We start from the raw sequence: 17,234 nt of genomic DNA, 5'->3' as shown, positions 1-17,234 counted from the left end.
TTTTACCGGAGCCCTGAATGACCCTCGAACGTGATGCCGCCTCTAACGTCGCCAAGGTTTTGTCCGAAGCGCTGCCTTACATTCGCCGCTATGTCGGCAAGACGCTGGTCATCAAGTACGGCGGCAACGCGATGGAAAACGATGACCTGAAAACCGGTTTTGCGCGTGACATCGTGTTGATGAAAGCGGTGGGTATCCACCCGGTCGTAGTCCACGGTGGCGGCCCGCAAATCGGTGATCTGCTCAAGCGTTTGTCCATCGAGAGTCATTTTATCGACGGCATGCGCGTGACTGACTCGCAAACCATGGACGTTGTTGAAATGGTCCTGGGCGGTCATGTGAACAAAGAAATCGTCAACCTGATCAACCGTCATGGCGGCAGCGCTATCGGTTTGACCGGCAAAGATGCCGGCTTGATCCAGGCCAAAAAGATGGTGGTGAAGCGCCAGACCCCGGAAATGACCACGCCTGAAATCATCGACTTCGGTCATGTGGGTGAAGTCACCGGGATCAACACCGATTTGCTCAACATGCTGACCAAGGGTGACTTTATCCCGGTCATCGCGCCGATTGGTGTAGGCCCGGACGGTGAGTCGTACAACATCAACGCTGACTTTGTGGCGGGCAAAGTGGCTGAGGCGCTGAAAGCTGAAAAGCTGATGCTGCTCACCAACATTGCCGGCTTGATGGACAAGGAAGGTCATGTGCTGACCGGCCTGACCACTGCGCAGGTCGACGGCTTGATTGAAGACGGCACCATCTACGGCGGCATGCTGCCGAAGATTCGCTGTGCGCTGGAGGCTGTGCAAGGTGGCGTGACCACCGCGCACATTGTCGATGGCCGTGTACCGAATGCCGTACTGCTGGAAATCTTCACCGACACCGGTGTGGGTACGTTGATCAGCAACAGCAAGCCTGCTGCTTAAGCTTCAACCCTCCCTCTGTAGGCGCGAGCTTGCCTCGCGATCTTTTGACCGTTTAAAAGATCGCGAGCAAGCCCGCTCCCACACAAATTTACGGATCTCCGACAACGAAGGCCGTATTCCCTCGTAAGTAGAGACTCCTCCTACATCCTGCGCTGTGCCCATCCTTTAGCGTTCACTCCTTTGCGCTGACCTCACGTCAGAGGAGTCATGGATGCCCGCATTTGCTCGCGACAACTCGTTCAGGCTGAACATCAGCCGTTGTCCTCATCCCGTTGAGGTGCTGGCTTTCAGCGGTGACGAAGGGCTCAACACGCCCTTTGCCTTTGACGTTGAGCTGGTGTGTGATTGCGCAGACCTGGACCTCGAAGCGCTGCTGCACACCCCGGCTTTTTTGGCCTTTGATGGCCTAGGGCGCGGTATTCACGGGCAGATTTATCAGATCGTGCGATGCAGCCCAGGCAAGCGCCTCACGCACTATCGCCTGACGCTGGTGCCACGTTTGGCCTACCTGAAACACCGTACCAATCAGCGCATTTTCCAGAACCAGACCGCGCAGCAGATCATCGAAACCCTGCTCGAAGAGCACGGGATTCTCGGCAATGCCTACGGTTTCACGCTGCAATCGACTTACGAACCTCGCGAGTATTGTGTGCAGTACGCCGAGTCCGACCTGCACTTCATTCAGCGGCTGTGTTTTGAAGAGGGCATGCATTACCACTTCAAGCATTCGTCTGATGCCCACTACTTACAGTTCGGTGATGGACAGGCGGCTTTTACCTCGCTGCAACCGGCAACGCCTTACATACCCAGCGGCGGGATGGCGGCCGACTCGGCGGCGATTCAGGGGATGGATCTGCGTTTGCAAACCCGAACCAACAGCACAGCGCGGCGTGATTACGACTTTAAAGCTGCCAGCCGCACGCTGGAGGCCAACAGCCATAGCGACCTCAAACACCGCCCGCTTGAGCATTACACCTACCCCGGTCGCTTTACTAGCGATGCTCAAGGCGAGCGACAAAGCCAGCGAGCGCTGGAGCAGCATCAGAGCGATCATCGCCAGGCCAGCGGTCACAGTGATCAGCCGACCTTGAGCAGTGGTCACTTTTTAACCCTCAGCGAGCACCCTGTTAGCGACTGGAATGTGCCGTGGCTACTGACCCACGTTCACCATGAAGGCAAGCAGCCCCAGGTGCTTGAAGAGCAAGGTGGGCGCTCAACGCTCTTGCATTCGCCGGGCTTTAGCCAAGGCTATCGCAACCACTTTGTGGCGATCCCCGAGGGCGTGACGTACCGCTCGCCCGTGGTGTTTGCCAAGCCGCGCATCCATGGCAGCCAGACAGCCCGCGTTACCGGCCCGGCGGGGCAGGAGATCCACTGCGACGCGTTCGGCAGGGTCAAGGTCAGCTTCCATTGGGACCGCAGCGGGGCGAGCGACGACACCAGCAGTTGCTGGTTGCGCGTCGCCTCCAGTTGGGCGGGCGACAGTTATGGCGCGGTGACAATCCCTCGGGTCGGCATGGAAGTGCTGGTCAGCTACCTGGAGGGCGATGTCGATCAGCCGGTGATTTCAGGCTGCCTGGTGTCGAGCATGACCCCGACGCCGCTCAAACTGCCTGCCGATAAAACCCAAAGCACCTTGCGCAGTCGCAGCACACCGGGCGGTGGCGGCTACAACGAATTGCGCCTTGAAGACCGCCAGGGCCAGGAAAAAATCTACCTGCATGCCCAGCGCGACATGCAGCAACACATTGAAAACGACAGCCGCTTGCAGATCGATGGCCAGCGCGAAGAAACCATCAGCGGCGCCAGCGTGGTAGTGCTCAAGGGCGAAGACCAGCAAACCGTCAGCGGCGATCGCAAAGTGCAAGTGCAAGGGAATGACTTCCAGGCCGTCGCCATGACCAGCCACACACGGGTGGGGATGGTTATGGCTGTTGAAGCCGGGGTGCACGCGCATTTCAAGGCCGGGGCCACGCTGGTGGTCGATGGCGGCCCGCTGCTGACCCTGATGGCGGGTGGTCAACACCTGCAACTCACGCCGGTGGGGATTTACAGCAGTTCACCGATCTTGCCGGGCGGGGTGCCGATACCGGGCATGCCGGCAGTGCCGGCCAGTACGGAGGGGGTCGAGGCCATGACGGCGCTGGCGCTTGAGTCGCAAAAACGCGCCTTCGCCAGTGCCAGTGCGAAACGGGCGCCCGTGTGCCTGGCCTGCGAAGCCTTGCAGGAGGGGCAGGCATGACCCGCGCATACCTGCTGCTCGACAGCCATCTGATCCCGAACATTTTTGCGCGCCTGTTTGAGTTGGCGAACATCACGGTTGCGCATTCGCTGTACCTGACTACCCGCTATGCCGAGATGGCTTCTTTTGGCCCGGTGCTGGTTAGCGTCGAACCGGGCAGTGCGCTGGCCAACACCTTTATTGAGCATTGGCAGGGTCGAGCGGGTATCTGGCTGGAGTCTGACGCAGACGAAACCCTTGTTTTAGAGCACCTGCGTAGCCTGATCCATGTCCGGCTTGCGGGCAATGTCACGGCTTTTTTCCGTTTCTACGACCCGTGCATTACCCGCCTGTGGCTGGCAGATCTGGCAGAGGCTGAGCGGGATCAACTGATGGGCCCGGTTCGCGTCATCAGGCTGCCGGAGGGTGTGGTTATCCAGCAGAACAACCCGCATCAACCCTGCGCCCGCTACGCGACGACGCCGTGGCTGACGTTAAGTGCACAGACGCTGGAGCATCTGTGCCAAGCCCGGCGCGAGCACTTTACACAGCGCCTTGTTGAGCATGGCCAGCGCTACTTTGCGCCGTGTTTGCAGGGGTTGGACGAGCCGGGGCAACAGGCATGGGCGCTGGGTTGTCAGCGCAATGCAGCGCGCCAGGGCTACAGCGCCGATGACGAAGTCATGGCCTGGGCAAGCCTGTATGCCGCCTTCGGTGATGAGTTTCCCGAAGGCCCGGAGCATGCGGTCTATCGCCAGGTGTTGAGCCAGCGAGCAGTCGCCCCCGAACAGCGTCTGGAGCAGTTACTGGACGCATTGATGACGCAAATGAAGCCTGCAGAGCGTGCGCTATGAACCTTAATAAACGTCTGGCCTCAATGGTCAACCTGTCTGAGGCCCGGCGCGCCGCCAGTGCCTGCGAACACGTTGACATCAACAGCACCGTTCAACAGTGCCCGGCTAGCCAGCCGCATTTATTTGTCGTTCCGGTGCGTTACGCCCTCAGCGAAGAACCCGCCAGCCATCCGGCGTGCCAGCCCGGCACACAGACCCAAAGCCACCCGATGGCTGCGCGCCTGTTGCGCGCAGGGTTTGTCTATGTGTGGCAAGGCCGCGGCCCATTGCAGCGATATGCAGTGGCTGAAAACAACCTGCTGCTCAGCCAGGGTCTGGATGAGGATGACACCGTCGTCCAGTCCGGCACCTTGAGTGGCTTGGCGCTGGCCAAGCAACAAGACGCCTGGCTGCTCTACAGCGAAATCCCCCTCAACCCGGCCGCCTGCGCCGAACTACACGACCCTCAACAGCGCGCCAAACGCATGCGTCTACTCGACCTGCGACAAGTGGCCAATACGCTGCAAGCGCCGCATTGTGCACCGTTGAGTGAATCGAAAAGCGTCATGGCCGAGTTGATTCCGAGCACCTATGACTTGGCGATGGCGATTGATTACCGACGTCATCAACCGGCCTTGCGCGAGAGTGCGGACGAACTGGGCAAGAAGGTCATGGCAGACCCGACACCCGACAACATCAAGGCCTACACCGATGCCATGCATTGGCTGCATGAGCGGGAAAAAGTGTCGGCGAGCTACCCGGCTGTGTCGGACGACGTCACGCCACCGGGTGAATGGAGCGCTGAACAATGGGCTGCCACCCGCACGCAAGACCTGATGGAACAGGCTCATGCGCAGTCACGCGGGTTGTTCACGGTATTGGCCTGCCTTGACGATGACCTGGGTGTTTTACGTGACATCAATCATGAGCAAGAACTGATCGAGTCGCGGCATGAACAGTGGCAGGCCGATAACAACCTGCGGCTGAGTATTGGCGGGTTTGTGCGAAGTTTGATTACAGAGGATCCCGACGAAGTGATCGGTATGTTGGTTTACCGCTATCGGGAACAGGATATTGAACTGACGCGTAAGCAGGCGCAGATGTTGCTGGACACTCGTACTCGGTTAGAACAACTGGCCAGAGAGCGTTATGCCGCCAATGTGCCTGATGGATCTCCATTCACCAAGCAGCAAGCCGATATTCGACTACACGAGATACATCTTCGCGAACAGGCTGCGGTTGCGCCGATCCGCGGGTTTATACCGCTGAAGTTTCATGACGAAATTATGGAAATGGTGCTTGAGTACCAGGTTAATAAACTCAGTAACACGCACAACACTCACGCCAGCGACAAAGTCGAACAATACATCGACCTGCCCGCCATGAACCAATGGCTCGACGAAACGGCCCCGAAACACTTTGATCACCTGAAAGAGCGACACAAAGCCCTTTATGCCGATCGTGGCACTTACCTGCCGCGTCACCATAGCGGTACGTGGTTTGTGGATTATCAAGCTAGCGACCACCGCCAATGGCTGGATGAACTGGCATTGGCCTGCCTGAGCGCGCAGTGCTTGCGCACAGTTGGCGCTGAGCAATATGCGGACTATGTACGCAGTGCGGATGACGGGGCGTTAAGGCAGTTGTTTTATGGGTGGAGCCCCACACTCGAAGGCGCGGTCAATACCAACAGCCGCGCAACGGAGTTGATGGCTGCGCTAGAAGTTGAAAATCAGGCCAATGCGATGGCGGCGTTGAGCAAGGCGTTGGGGCCACAAGGTATCAATATTCTGTCTGACCTTGGTGTTAGGTCGGGTAACGTCAATAGCTTGTGGAACACCCTTTTAAAGCGCTTGGGCGCGTCGTTGCTGCTGCTTGGCAGCAAAGCGGGCGAGCCATTACAAGGGCCTTGGCTGGCGATAATGAGTGCCACCCGAGCGGGGCATCAAATTGGTTTGCGGTTAATAACCCAAGGTAAGCACCAAATGTTGGTGCAGTTTGGCAAGGCGGCAGAAGATCTTGCCCAATGGGTTAATACCACCGGTAAAGCCATCGGCCGTGGCCACATTGCAAAAATTGTCGACTCGCCCGCCGTTAAAAACAGCGGAGGCCTGATCGCTCTGACGGCGTTGCTGCTCAATAGCTGGAATGCCAGTAATTATCTGGGGCAGGCCGGAGTACTGGAGGGGATGGATCAGCAGCGAGTAAACGATACGTGGTCTGCGAATTTATATGCCGGGGCTGCCTTGATTGCGGTGATTGATAATCAGGTGAGGGGAGGGGTTAAGGAAAAAGCTTTTGCAATCAAGCTTGCCAATAATACTTGGTCTAACGTTCCTGTATTGACTCTTTTTGGTGGACTTATTGGTGGGCTTTCTGCATTTGCAGCAATTAATGAGTTCAAGTCTCTACAGAAACAATTAGAAAGCTCCCACGGTGCTATAGATCCTTGGCTGGAAATGCGTCTATACGTAGTTGGTGGGCAAGCTCTAGCCTTTGGAACTCAGGCGCTATTAGGTTTGATTTATACCTTTAAAGCTGTTTCTGGAGGGCTCACAGTAAGTGCCGCAGTTGGAGGGTATTTGATATTGATGGGGCCACTTAACTTGTTGGTTGCAGTGCTTGGCGTGTTGTACCTAATTGCTTGGTATTTTCAGCAAACTCCGATGCAAAACTTTATATATAATTGCTGCTGGTCTAAGTTTAGAGCTGGTGACTTGAGCCCAATATCATCTAAAGATCAGCGAGATGAGCTAAACCGCTTATACAATATTCTTTATATTCCTCGTGTCAGCTTTGAATTCGTAGAGCAAGGCAGTGTAATGAGTTCTTTGCAGTCAGGTGTTGTAAGCAGATCGATTAAAACGCTAACCATTGATCTGCCTGGGGCCGAGCCGAGTAATGTTTATCTGGATATCTCAATGATTGGAAATCCATTAGATATCTTAGCGATGCGTGAGCGGATAAAAAATGGTGAGGGTAAGTATTCTCATGAGGAGCCGTTGCAAGATATAGGCAATAGTTGGATTCAGGGCAGTCACTGTGAGTGGATACCGCATACTCAAGGGCAGGGTTTACGTTTGAGCAGCCCCTTCAACACGGTACCTAACCTGTTTGGCTCGCTCCCTACCACAGTGTCTCTGCGCTTGCGATACCAAACACCCTTGACCTCAATACTCGGTGCTCTCAATTTTGTGGGCGGAGATCGAGGGGTCGCATTCACATTGAGTGCTGCGAATGGAGTTGTTGCCTTGCGTGACGACCCAACCCCTGAGTTGGACAAGGCGGAGCGCTATCGACTGGGCGACCAGCAATATTCAGTTTTCTTGCAGCCTGGAGTGAAACGATGAATGCTCCAGCCGCTGGTACGAGAAAAAAAGGGTTTTTTTCGCAACAGGATTACTTCGCTCCCTTACCTATACCAACGGGAGAGAAACCAATGGATGTTATGAATGCTGTTTGGCGTAAAAATGATATTTTTATAGATGTTGGAAATTTCAATATTGGATCTGGCGTTATGGTTTTATGGCCGATGATTGTTATGTGTCTGTCTGTGGCTTATTTTACGGGCGATATATACGACTTTATGTTGGGGGCGTATATGACAGGTGTTCCAATACTTATGCTGATTTATATGCTTTACCGCCCAACCCCCTTACCCATTCGCTTTAATCGCCAACGCCGTGAAGTCTGCGTACCACGTAAGGATAGCGAGTATTGGATTGTGCCCTGGGAAACGGTAACCGCCGCTTCGGCGCAGAGTTCTTCAGTCAGTCAAGCAGGTCGAAATACCTCAGGAATGCTGTTTATAGGCTTTGATAATCCAGACCCTCATGCTGAAGAAGATAACAAGCACTTTTACTGGGGTTTTAATTGCGGGGGTAATGAAGCGGCAATGTCAATGTGGGAGTGCATGCGGAGTTTTATGGAGATTGGTCCTCATGCATTACCGCAAACGAATGACTTTGAAGGCAGTCGTGGCAGTTTGAAAGGGCGAGGAATTATCTGGGGCACTTGCTGTGAATACGCAAAAGGTATTTGGCTCCATTTGCGCGAGGGTGAGTTTTTTAAGGCCGCGTGGTTATTTATCGGCATCTTCATTTTCGGCGGCCCCATCGTCTTCATGCTGCAAACCTGGAAGCTCTCCCCGCCACCAACCTTTGACCACCCCGACATCATCGAATGGTCCAAACCCCTCCCCCCCGAGCAATGGGCCAAGCGCTCCCCGGAGCTGGAACTCGCCATCGCCCGGCGCGAAGCTGAATTGGCTGCGCAAGCTGGTTGATCTGCACAAACAAAACGGGGGAGGCGCGACAGGTGTCATGCCTCCCCCGTGGGGAACAGCGGGGCTGTTTAGATCCCGTACTGCGCCCGGTAGGCTTCAACGGCTGGCAGGTATTGCTTCAAGGTTTCGTCTTCGGCCAGGAATTGCAGCACCTGGGTCAACGACACGATGCTGACCACCGGGATGCCGAAGTCGCGCTCGACTTCCTGGATGGCCGACAGCTCGCCGTTGCCGCGCTCCTGGCGGTTGAGGGCAATCAGTACGCCCGCCGCTTTGGCACCTTGGGCGTCAATGATTTGCATGACTTCACGGATGGCGGTACCGGCCGTGATTACGTCATCGATGATCAGAATATCGCCTTCAAGCGGCGAGCCGACCAGGCTGCCACCTTCACCGTGGGCCTTGGCTTCTTTGCGGTTAAAGCACCATGGCATGTCGAGATCATGGTGCTCGGCCAGGGCGACGGCGGTGGTCGCGGCCAAAGGGATGCCTTTGTAAGCCGGGCCAAACAGCACGTCGAAATCAATGCCGCTGTCAACGATGGCGGCGGCATAGAAGCGCCCCAGTTGAGCCAGCGCGGAGCCGGTGTTGAACAGGCCGGCATTGAAGAAGTAGGGGCTGGTACGCCCGGACTTCAGGGTGAACTCACCGAAGCGCAAAACGCCGCGATCAATGGCAAAACGGATAAAGTCGCGCTGATACGCTTGCATGAAAATGGCCCCAGATACCACGGATTTAGCTAATTAGTAAGACGGCGTGTATCATACACGCACGTGATTTTTGGGGCCATTTATGCGGATCATCAGTGTGAACGTCAATGGTATTCAGGCGGCAGTCGAGCGCGGTTTGCTCAGTTGGCTGCAAGCTCAGAATGCCGACGTTATCTGCCTGCAGGACACCCGCGCCTCCGCCTTTGAACTGGACGATCCAGCCTACCAGCTGGATGGCTACTTTCTGTACGCGTGCGAAGCTGAAGTCCCTGCCCAAGGCGGTGTGGCTTTGTACTCGCGGTTGCAGCCGAAAGCAGTCATCACTGGGCTTGGCTTCGAGACGGCCGATCGCTACGGGCGCTACCTGCAAGCCGATTTCGATAAGGTCAGCATCGCGACCTTGCTGCTTCCTTCGGGGCAGAATGGCGATGAAGACTTGAACCAGAAGTTCAAGCTAATGGACGATTTTGCACGCTATCTGGATAAGCAGCGTCGCAAGCGTCGTGAGTACATTTACTGCGGCTCGTTGTACGTGGCGCAGCAGAAGCTCGACATTAAAAACTGGCGTGACAGCCAGCAGTCTCCTGGTTTCCTGGCGCCTGAACGGGCCTGGATGGATGAGATTGTCGGCAACATGGGCTATGTCGATGCCCTGCGTGAAGTCAGTCGTGAAGGCGATCAGTACAGCTGGTGGCCGGACAACGAACAGGCCGAGATGCTGAATCTGGGCTGGCGTTTCGACTACCAGTTGTTGACCCCGGGTTTGCGCCGCTTTGTTCGCAGCGCTCGCTTGCCGCGTCAGCCACGCTTCTCGCAACACGCGCCGTTGATCGTGGACTACGACTGGACACTCACTATCTAAGTGTTCTTTCGCTGTCATAAAAATGCCCGTATCCCACGATACGGGCATTTTTTTTGGCGGCTAAGCCTGCAAGTGCAGCGCCCGACGGAGCATTTGAGGTGGCTGGCCAAAGGCGCGGATAAAGGCTCGACGCATGCGCTCCGGGTCGCCAAAACCGCTCTCACGCGCCACGCTGTCGATACTGTGGGCGCCGGACTCAAGCATCAAACGGGCCGCCTCAAGGCGCAGGTTCTCGATGGCCTTGGCCGGGGACTGGCCCGTTTCACTGCGAAACAGGCGACTGAACTGGCGAGGGCTCAAGTGGGCGACCTCGGCCAATTGCTCGACCGACAGCTCTTCGCGCAGGTGCTCCTTGGCGTAGGTCAGCGCGGTTTGCACGCGGTCGGACTTTGGCTCGAGTTCCAATAACGCGGAAAACTGCGACTGCCCGCCAGCGCGGCGATGGTAAACCACCAGCTTTCTGGCCACGTCGCGCGCTACTTCTGCGCCCAAATCCTGCTCCACCAAGGCCAGGGCCAGATCAATGCAGGCGGTCATGCCCGCGCTGGTCCATAGCTTGCCGTCGACCGTGAAAATGCGGTCCTCTTCCAGCTTTACCTTGGGAAACGCCTCGCGAAAGGTGTGGGCGTGAAACCAGTGCGTGGTGGCTTTGCGGCCATCCAGCAAACCTGCGGCTGCCAGCAGAAATGAGCCGGTACAGGCGGAAGCCAGGCGACGCGATGTAATCAGGGTGTCCTGCAAAAAAGGGATCAGCGCCGGTGTGGGTTCTATCAATTGGTTGTCGCCCAGCACCAGCACCGTGTCATAACTGCGTTGCTTGAATGCCTGCGTCTCGACGCTAAAACCCATGGAGCTGGGCACCAGGCCGCCCTGCTCAGAGATCAAATCCACGCGATAGAACGATTGCCCGCTGAGCAGGTTGGCAAACTCAAAGATGGTGCTGGTGGACAGGCAAAGCATCTGAAAGCCGGGCGACAGAAGAATACCGATGGTGACCATAAGCATGTCCTGAAAGGTGGGATATATGACATTGCTGACATCACCATACGCTCATAACCTGAACCCCAACAAGGCCGACTCCTTACCCGGCCATTTTGGAGCAAGCGTGATGAGTGAACACAAAGGCTATGCCCTGGTTACGGGCGCTTCCTCGGGGATTGGTGCGGTGTATGCCGATCGTTTGGCGCAGCAGGGCTACGACCTGATTCTGGTGGCCCGCAACCAGCAGCGGCTGGAAGGTCTGGCGGCCCGGTTGACCGCGCAAACCCGGCGCGATGTTCAGGTGGTGGTCGCTGACCTCAACCAGCCTGACGATTTGGCGCGTGTCGCCGCCCTTTTGCAAGACGACAAGCGCATCAGCCTGTTGGTCAATAACGCGGGCGTGGGGGCGGGGGGCACATTGCTGGAGTCTTCTGCTGAAGCAATGGACGCGATGATTTTGCTCAACGTGCTGGCGCTGACGCGTCTGGCAAAAGCCGCTGCCGGTAACTTCGTCGAACAGGGCCGTGGCACGATCATCAACATTGCTTCAGTCGTCGCCGTGGCGCCGACATTGCTCAATGGCGTATATGGCGCAACCAAAGCCTACGTGCTGGCCTTCAGCGAATCGCTGCGCCACGAACTCAGTGATAAAGGGGTAAACGTGCACGTCGTGCTGCCGGGTGCGACGGCGACCGAGTTTTTTGCAGCGGCTGGTATGTCGGTAGATGCTTTGCCGAAGACGATGGTCATGACCACCGAGAAGCTGGTCGATGCGGCGTTGGCGGGCTTGGCCCAAGGTGAGGCTGTGACGGTACCGTCTTTGCCGGACAGCGCAGATTGGGCGGCCTTTGAGGCGGCGCGCCATGCGCTGTTGCCTAACCTCTCACGCAGCGAACCCGCCGCCCGCTACGGCGTAACAAGCGCCTGATAACCCGTAGGAGCGAGCTTGCCTCGCGATCTTTTGATCTAAAAAGGTCGCGAGGCAAGTCTGTGGCTTACTTGATCGGCCGCCAGGTGAAAGGGTAGCGGTAGGCCACCCCGTCATTGGCTTTGACCCCGGCAATCACCACCAGCACCACGGCGCCGATGAACAGCAGGCCGAGCAAGACGAAGCCAATCAGTACGAACATCAGCACGTAGCAAATGGCCGAAGCAATCGCCACGGTGATCTGAAAGTTCAGCGATTCTTTGCCCTGCTCGTCAATAAAGGGATCGCTTTCGCGCTTGAGCTGCCAAATGATCAGCGGCCCAATCAGGTTGCCAAACGGAAACCACATCCCCAGAAACGCCGCAAAGTGACAAAACATTGCCCATTGGCGAGCTTCGCGGCTCGGTTTGGGGTTTGAAAGGTCGAGCTCTGTCATGGCGTTCTCCTGTCGGTCATCAAGGGCTTGGCGATCAGTCAGCCAGCGCCGCTTGTTGCAGTGCGAAGATCTCGGTCATGCCTTGTTGAGCCAATGCCAGCATGGCGTTCAGTTCGGCAGGCTGGAACGGCGCGCCTTCGGCTGTGCCCTGAACCTCAATAAAACCACCGGTGCTGGTCATCACGACGTTCAAGTCGGTTTCGGCTGCCGAGTCTTCAGGGTAGTCCAGATCCAGCACCGGCTCGCCCTGATACATGCCCACCGATACAGCGGCGATCATTTGCTTGATCGGGTCGCCGCCTTTGAGGCCGCCACGCTTTTTGATCACTTTGAGGGCGTCAACCAGAGCCACCATGGCGCCGGTGATCGACGCGGTGCGGGTGCCGCCGTCGGCCTGGATCACGTCGCAATCGACGTACAGGGTGATGTCGCCCAGTTTGGACATGTCCAGCGCGGCGCGCAGCGAACGGCCGATCAGGCGCTGGATTTCGAGGGTGCGACCGCCTTGCTTGCCACGGCTGGCTTCACGCTGGTTACGCTCGCCGGTGGCGCGCGGCAACATGCCGTATTCAGCGGTCAACCAGCCTTGGCCCTGACCTTTAAGGAAGCGCGGTACGCCGTTCTCGACGCTTACGGTGCAGATGACTTTGGTGTCACCGAACTCGACCAGTACAGAACCCTCTGCGTGTTTGGTGTAGTTGCGGGTGATGCGGATCGGGCGGAGCTGATCGGCAGCGCGACCACTTGGACGTTTCATGTGGGATACCTGTACGGGACGGAAAACTGCCGAGCATTATAAAGGCCGTGACCGATCCGGGCACATTTAAAACGCAATCCAGTGTTGTAGCGCCTTTACGACAGACGCCATTTGGGGCCATCCGCTGCACTGCGCTACAATCCGCCCCCTTAATAGCCGCCCGGCTTCACTCATCAGATCGCGAGGTACCTCCATGGTGCACAGCATGACCGCCTTTGCCCGCGTCGAAAGCGCCGGCACTCAGGGAACCCTGAGCTGGGAGCTGCGTTCGGTCAACAGCCGCTACCTGGAGCCGCACCTGCGCTTGCCAGAGTCTTTCCGCGAACTTGAAGGGGCGGTGCGTGAAGCGCTGCGCCAAGGTATTTCCCGGGGCAAGCTGGAGTGCACCTTGCGCTTCACCGAAGAAAGCACCGGCAAACCGCTGCAGGTTAACCGCGAGCGCGCCGCGCAACTGGTGGCCGCTGCCGAGACCATTGCCAGCCTGATCAAGCAGCCCGCGGCCCTCAATCCTCTCGAAGTGCTGGCCTGGCCCGGCGTGCTGGTGGCCGATGCCGCCGATCCGCAGGCCCTCAACAATCAGGCGCTGGCGCTGTTCAAGCAAGGTCTGCAAGAACTCAAAAACGGCCGTGAGCGCGAAGGCGCCGAGCTGGCGCGCTTGATCAGTGACCGTTTGAGCGCCATTGAAAGCGACGTAGAGACCCTGCGTGAGCTGGTCCCGCAAATGCTCGCCACCCAGCGGCAGAAGGTGCTTGATCGCTTTGCCGACATGAAAGCCGAGCTGGACCCCCAGCGCCTTGAGCAAGAAATGGTCTTGCTCGCGCAAAAGAGTGACGTCGCAGAAGAGCTGGACCGTCTGAGCACCCACATTCTGGAAGTGCGGCGCGTGCTCAAGTCGGGCGGTGCTGCCGGCCGTCGGCTCGACTTCCTGATGCAAGAACTCAACCGGGAGGCCAACACCCTCGGTTCCAAGGCATTCGATCCGCGCAGCACCCAGGCTGCGGTCAACCTCAAAGTGTTGATCGAGCAGATGCGCGAACAAGTACAGAATATTGAGTAAGGCTTCCCCCGACATGACCCACAGCACTGGCACTCTCTACATTATTTCTGCGCCTTCAGGGGCCGGGAAAAGCAGCCTGGTCAAGGCCCTGATCGACATTGAGCCGCAGATCCGCGTCTCGGTGTCACACACCACCCGGGCCATGCGCCCCGGCGAAGAGAACGGTGTGCACTATCACTTCGTCGAGCGCGAAGAGTTCGTGAAAATGATCGAGCACGGTGATTTTCTTGAGCGTGCTGAAGTGTTTGGCAACCTGTATGGCACCTCGCAAAGCTACTTGCAGCAGACGCTGGATGAGGGTCACGACCTGATTCTGGAAATCGACTGGCAAGGTGCCGAGCAGGTTCGCAAACTGATGCCTCAGGCACGTTCGATCTTTATCCTGCCGCCGAGCCAGCAAGCCCTGCGTGATCGCCTGGACAATCGCGGGCAGGACAGTGCCGAGATTATTGACGGCCGTATGCGCGAAGCCGTGAGTGAAATGAGCCACTACGTCGACTACGACTACCTGATCATCAACGACGACTTTGCCGTGGCACTGGATGACTTGAAGGCCATTTTTCATGCCAGTCGTCTCCAGCAAAAGCGCCAACAGCAGCGCTACGGTAAATTGCTGGCCGAATTGCTCGGTTAATCAGCGCTTCCCAAAACCCCTGCAAGGGCTTTACATTGGCACTTACAGAGACATTGGGCAGGGTGAGTGAAAAATCAGCGCTTCCCTAATGGCTGGTGATTTTTTAAACTGTCGAGTCCGCTCGCCCATCCGGGCAGCGCGCACATTGTATTTGCTACGAGGAAGACCATGGCCCGCGTAACCGTTGAAGACTGCCTAGAACACGTGGATAACCGCTTTGAGCTGGTCATGCTGTCTACCAAGCGTGCCCGTCAACTGGCCACCGGTGGTAAAGAGCCTCTGGTTCAGTGGGAAAACGACAAGCCTACCGTTGTTGCCCTGCGCGAAATCGCAGAAGGCCTGATGAGCTACGAGTTTATCGCCAACGCTGAAATCGTCGAAGACGAACCGCTGTTTGCAGCGTTCGAGGACGAGTCCAACGAGGCGAACTAAGCCTATGCCCGGTCGACGTAGTACGGCGAAGGGTTCACAGTTTTGGCAGGAGGCTCCCTCATGCCGAGCATAGACGCCCTCGCCGACAGCTTGTCGACCTACCTCAGTGCGGACCAGGTCAATCTGGTCCGACGAGCGTATTTCTACGCAGAACAAGCCCACGACGGCCAACGCCGACGTAGCGGCGAGCCTTATGTCACGCACCCGCTGGCAGTGGCAAACATCCTTGCCGACATGCATATGGACCATCAAAGCCTGATGGCGGCCATGCTGCATGACGTGATCGAAGACACCGGTATTGCCAAAGAAGCGCTGGTTGCGCAGTTCGGTGAAACCGTGGCCGAACTGGTCGATGGCGTCAGCAAGCTGACTCAGATGAACTTCGAAACCAAAGCCGAAGCCCAAGCTGAAAACTTCCAGAAAATGGCCATGGCCATGGCCCGCGACATTCGCGTGATTCTGGTCAAGCTGGCGGACCGCTTGCACAACATGCGTACCCTCGAAGTGTTGTCCGGCGAAAAACGCCGGCGGATTGCCAAGGAAACCCTGGAAATCTACGCGCCCATCGCCAACCGGCTGGGCATGCACAACATTCGTATCGAATTCGAAGACCTCGGTTTCAAGGCGATGTACCCGATGCGCTCGGCGCGCATTTATCAGGCGGTCAAGCGCGCCCGGGGTAATCGCAAAGAGATCGTCAACAAGATTGAAGAGTCCCTCAGCCACTGTCTGGCCGTCGACGGCATTCAGGGCGAAGTGAGCGGGCGGCAAAAGCACATCTACGGCATCTATAAAAAGATGCGTGGCAAGCGTCGGGCGTTCAACGAGATCATGGACGTGTACGCGTTCCGCATCATCGTCGACAAAGTGGACACCTGCTACCGCGTGCTGGGCGCTGTACATAATTTGTACAAGCCGCTGCCGGGCCGTTTCAAGGACTACATCGCAATCCCTAAAGCCAACGGCTATCAGTCGCTGCATACCACGCTGTTTGGCATGCACGGCGTACCGATCGAAATTCAGATCCGTACCCGTGAAATGGAAGAAATGGCCAACAACGGCATCGCCGCGCACTGGCTGTACAAATCCAGTGGCGACGAGCAGCACACCGGGACTCACGCCCGTGCGCGGCAATGGGTCAAGGGCGTGCTCGAGATGCAGCAGCGCGCCGGCAACTCCCTCGAATTTATCGAAAGCGTAAAAATCGACCTGTTCCCGGACGAGGTCTACGTCTTTACGCCCAAAGGCCGGATCATGGAGCTGCCCAAAGGCTCCACAGCGGTCGACTTTGCCTACGCGGTACACACCGACGTCGGCAACAGCTGCATTGCCTGCCGGATCAACCGTCGCCTCGCGCCGCTGTCCGAGCCACTGCAAAGCGGCTCCACGGTCGAGATCGTCAGTGCGCCGGGCGCACGCCCGAACCCGGCCTGGCTCAACTTTGTGGTCACCGGCAAGGCGCGCACGCACATTCGCCACGCGCTCAAACTGCAACGCCGTTCCGAGTCCATCAGCCTCGGCGAGCGTTTGCTGAACAAAGTGCTTAACGGCTTTAACAGCGCGCTGGACAAGATCCCCGCCGAACGCGTTCAGGCCATGCTCCAGGAATATCGCCTGGAACACATCGAAGACCTGCTTGAAGACATTGGCCTGGGCAACCGCATGGCGTATGTCGTGGCCCGACGTTTGTTGGGCGAGGGCGAGCAACTGCCGAGCCCCGAAGGCCCGCTGGCGATTCGTGGCACAGAAGGCCTGGTGCTCAGCTACGCCAAATGCTGTACGCCGATTCCGGGCGACCCGATTGTCGGCCACCTGTCGGCGGGCAAAGGCATGGTCGTGCACCTGGACAACTGCCGCAATATCAGTGAAATCCGTCATAACCCTGAAAAATGCGTCCAGCTATCATGGGCCAAGGACGTTACCGGCGAATTCAACGTCGAATTGCGCGTCGAGCTGGAACACCAGCGCGGCCTGATCGCCTTGCTGGCCAGCAGCGTCAACGCCGCCGACGGCAACATCGAAAAAATCAGCATGGACGAACGCGATGGTCGAATCAGCGTGGTCCAACTGGTAGTCAGCGTGCACGACCGTGTGCACCTGGCGCGCGTGATCAAAAAACTGCGCGCCCTTACCGGGGTCATCCGCATCACTCGTATGCGTGCGTAGCCACCT

Annotated in this window: 15 protein-coding genes; 11 read left to right on the top strand and 4 right to left on the bottom strand. The window is 57.4% G+C overall.

The window, feature by feature from the left end; translation table 11 throughout:
- Positions 1-17 precede the first annotated feature (17 nt).
- The 5 genes from argB to GHO25_RS04840 all read left to right on the top strand — a co-directional run bounded on the left by argB (position 18) and on the right by GHO25_RS04840 (position 8,265).
- Complete coding sequence (argB, locus tag GHO25_RS04865; protein WP_048387078.1) at positions 18-926, top strand: acetylglutamate kinase; 909 nt, start codon at positions 18-20, stop codon at positions 924-926.
- 211 nt (positions 927-1,137) lie between these two features.
- Positions 1,138-3,168: a type VI secretion system tip protein VgrG gene (locus tag GHO25_RS04860; RefSeq protein ID WP_153390046.1), complete on the top strand. Its 2,031-nt coding sequence runs from the start codon at positions 1,138-1,140 to the stop codon at positions 3,166-3,168.
- Positions 3,165-4,001 carry a DUF4123 domain-containing protein gene (locus GHO25_RS04855; RefSeq protein WP_048372406.1) on the top strand — a complete coding sequence of 279 codons (837 nt, stop codon included), beginning with the start codon at positions 3,165-3,167 and terminating at the stop codon, positions 3,999-4,001. Before GHO25_RS04860 ends, GHO25_RS04855 begins: the two co-directional genes overlap by 4 nt.
- Positions 3,998-7,330, top strand: a complete 3,333-nt coding sequence (locus GHO25_RS04850; protein WP_178109986.1) for a toxin VasX — start codon at positions 3,998-4,000, stop codon at positions 7,328-7,330. The genes GHO25_RS04855 and GHO25_RS04850 overlap by 4 nt, the downstream gene beginning before the upstream one ends.
- Complete coding sequence (locus tag GHO25_RS04840; RefSeq protein WP_048372403.1) at positions 7,327-8,265, top strand: DUF6708 domain-containing protein; 939 nt, start codon at positions 7,327-7,329, stop codon at positions 8,263-8,265. The genes GHO25_RS04850 and GHO25_RS04840 overlap by 4 nt, the downstream gene beginning before the upstream one ends.
- A 68-nt stretch (positions 8,266-8,333) precedes the next feature.
- On the opposite strand, the gene pyrE is transcribed toward GHO25_RS04840, so the two are convergent.
- Complete coding sequence (pyrE, locus tag GHO25_RS04835; RefSeq protein WP_153390045.1) at positions 8,334-8,975, bottom strand: orotate phosphoribosyltransferase; 642 nt, start codon at positions 8,973-8,975, stop codon at positions 8,334-8,336.
- Positions 8,976-9,057: 82 nt separating this feature from the next.
- On the opposite strand from pyrE, the gene GHO25_RS04830 reads away from it, so the two are divergent.
- Entirely contained in the window at positions 9,058-9,837 is a 780-nt protein-coding gene (locus GHO25_RS04830) for an exodeoxyribonuclease III (protein ID WP_048372400.1), read from the top strand.
- Positions 9,838-9,897: 60 nt separating this feature from the next.
- Here GHO25_RS04830 and GHO25_RS04825 read toward each other — a convergent pair whose 3' ends face one another.
- Positions 9,898-10,836 (bottom strand): GlxA family transcriptional regulator, encoded by a 939-nt coding sequence (locus GHO25_RS04825; protein WP_048372397.1) that lies wholly within the window; start codon positions 10,834-10,836, stop codon positions 9,898-9,900.
- A 109-nt stretch (positions 10,837-10,945) separates the two neighbouring features.
- Between GHO25_RS04825 and GHO25_RS04820 the strand changes: the two genes are divergently transcribed.
- Positions 10,946-11,746 (top strand): SDR family oxidoreductase, encoded by an 801-nt coding sequence (locus GHO25_RS04820; RefSeq protein WP_048372396.1) that lies wholly within the window; start codon positions 10,946-10,948, stop codon positions 11,744-11,746.
- Between the two features lie 67 nt (positions 11,747-11,813).
- Here GHO25_RS04820 and GHO25_RS04815 read toward each other — a convergent pair whose 3' ends face one another.
- Positions 11,814-12,182 (bottom strand): DUF4870 domain-containing protein, encoded by a 369-nt coding sequence (locus tag GHO25_RS04815; RefSeq protein ID WP_048372394.1) that lies wholly within the window; start codon positions 12,180-12,182, stop codon positions 11,814-11,816.
- Positions 12,183-12,216: 34 nt separating this feature from the next.
- Positions 12,217-12,939, bottom strand: coding sequence for a ribonuclease PH (rph, locus tag GHO25_RS04810; RefSeq protein ID WP_048372393.1), 723 nt, complete (start codon positions 12,937-12,939; stop codon positions 12,217-12,219).
- Between the two features lie 193 nt (positions 12,940-13,132).
- Between rph and GHO25_RS04805 the strand changes: the two genes are divergently transcribed.
- From GHO25_RS04805 to spoT, 4 genes are all read left to right on the top strand, one after another.
- Positions 13,133-13,996, top strand: a complete 864-nt coding sequence (locus GHO25_RS04805) for a YicC/YloC family endoribonuclease (protein ID WP_048372390.1) — start codon at positions 13,133-13,135, stop codon at positions 13,994-13,996.
- A 13-nt stretch (positions 13,997-14,009) separates the two neighbouring features.
- Entirely contained in the window at positions 14,010-14,630 is a 621-nt protein-coding gene (gene gmk, locus GHO25_RS04800) for a guanylate kinase (protein WP_048372389.1), read from the top strand.
- A gap of 168 nt (positions 14,631-14,798) precedes the next feature.
- Complete coding sequence (rpoZ, locus tag GHO25_RS04795) at positions 14,799-15,062, top strand: DNA-directed RNA polymerase subunit omega (RefSeq protein ID WP_016782707.1); 264 nt, start codon at positions 14,799-14,801, stop codon at positions 15,060-15,062.
- 60 nt (positions 15,063-15,122) lie between these two features.
- Positions 15,123-17,228: a bifunctional GTP diphosphokinase/guanosine-3',5'-bis pyrophosphate 3'-pyrophosphohydrolase gene (spoT, locus tag GHO25_RS04790; protein WP_048372386.1), complete on the top strand. Its 2,106-nt coding sequence runs from the start codon at positions 15,123-15,125 to the stop codon at positions 17,226-17,228.
- Positions 17,229-17,234 lie beyond the last annotated feature (6 nt).

This window comes from Pseudomonas sp. FSL R10-1350, assembly GCF_009600525.1.
GTDB classification, from domain to species: Bacteria; Pseudomonadota; Gammaproteobacteria; order Pseudomonadales; family Pseudomonadaceae; genus Aquipseudomonas; species Aquipseudomonas helleri.
Note: the sequence above shows the minus strand (reverse complement) of the source record. Positions and strands in the feature narration are given on the sequence as shown.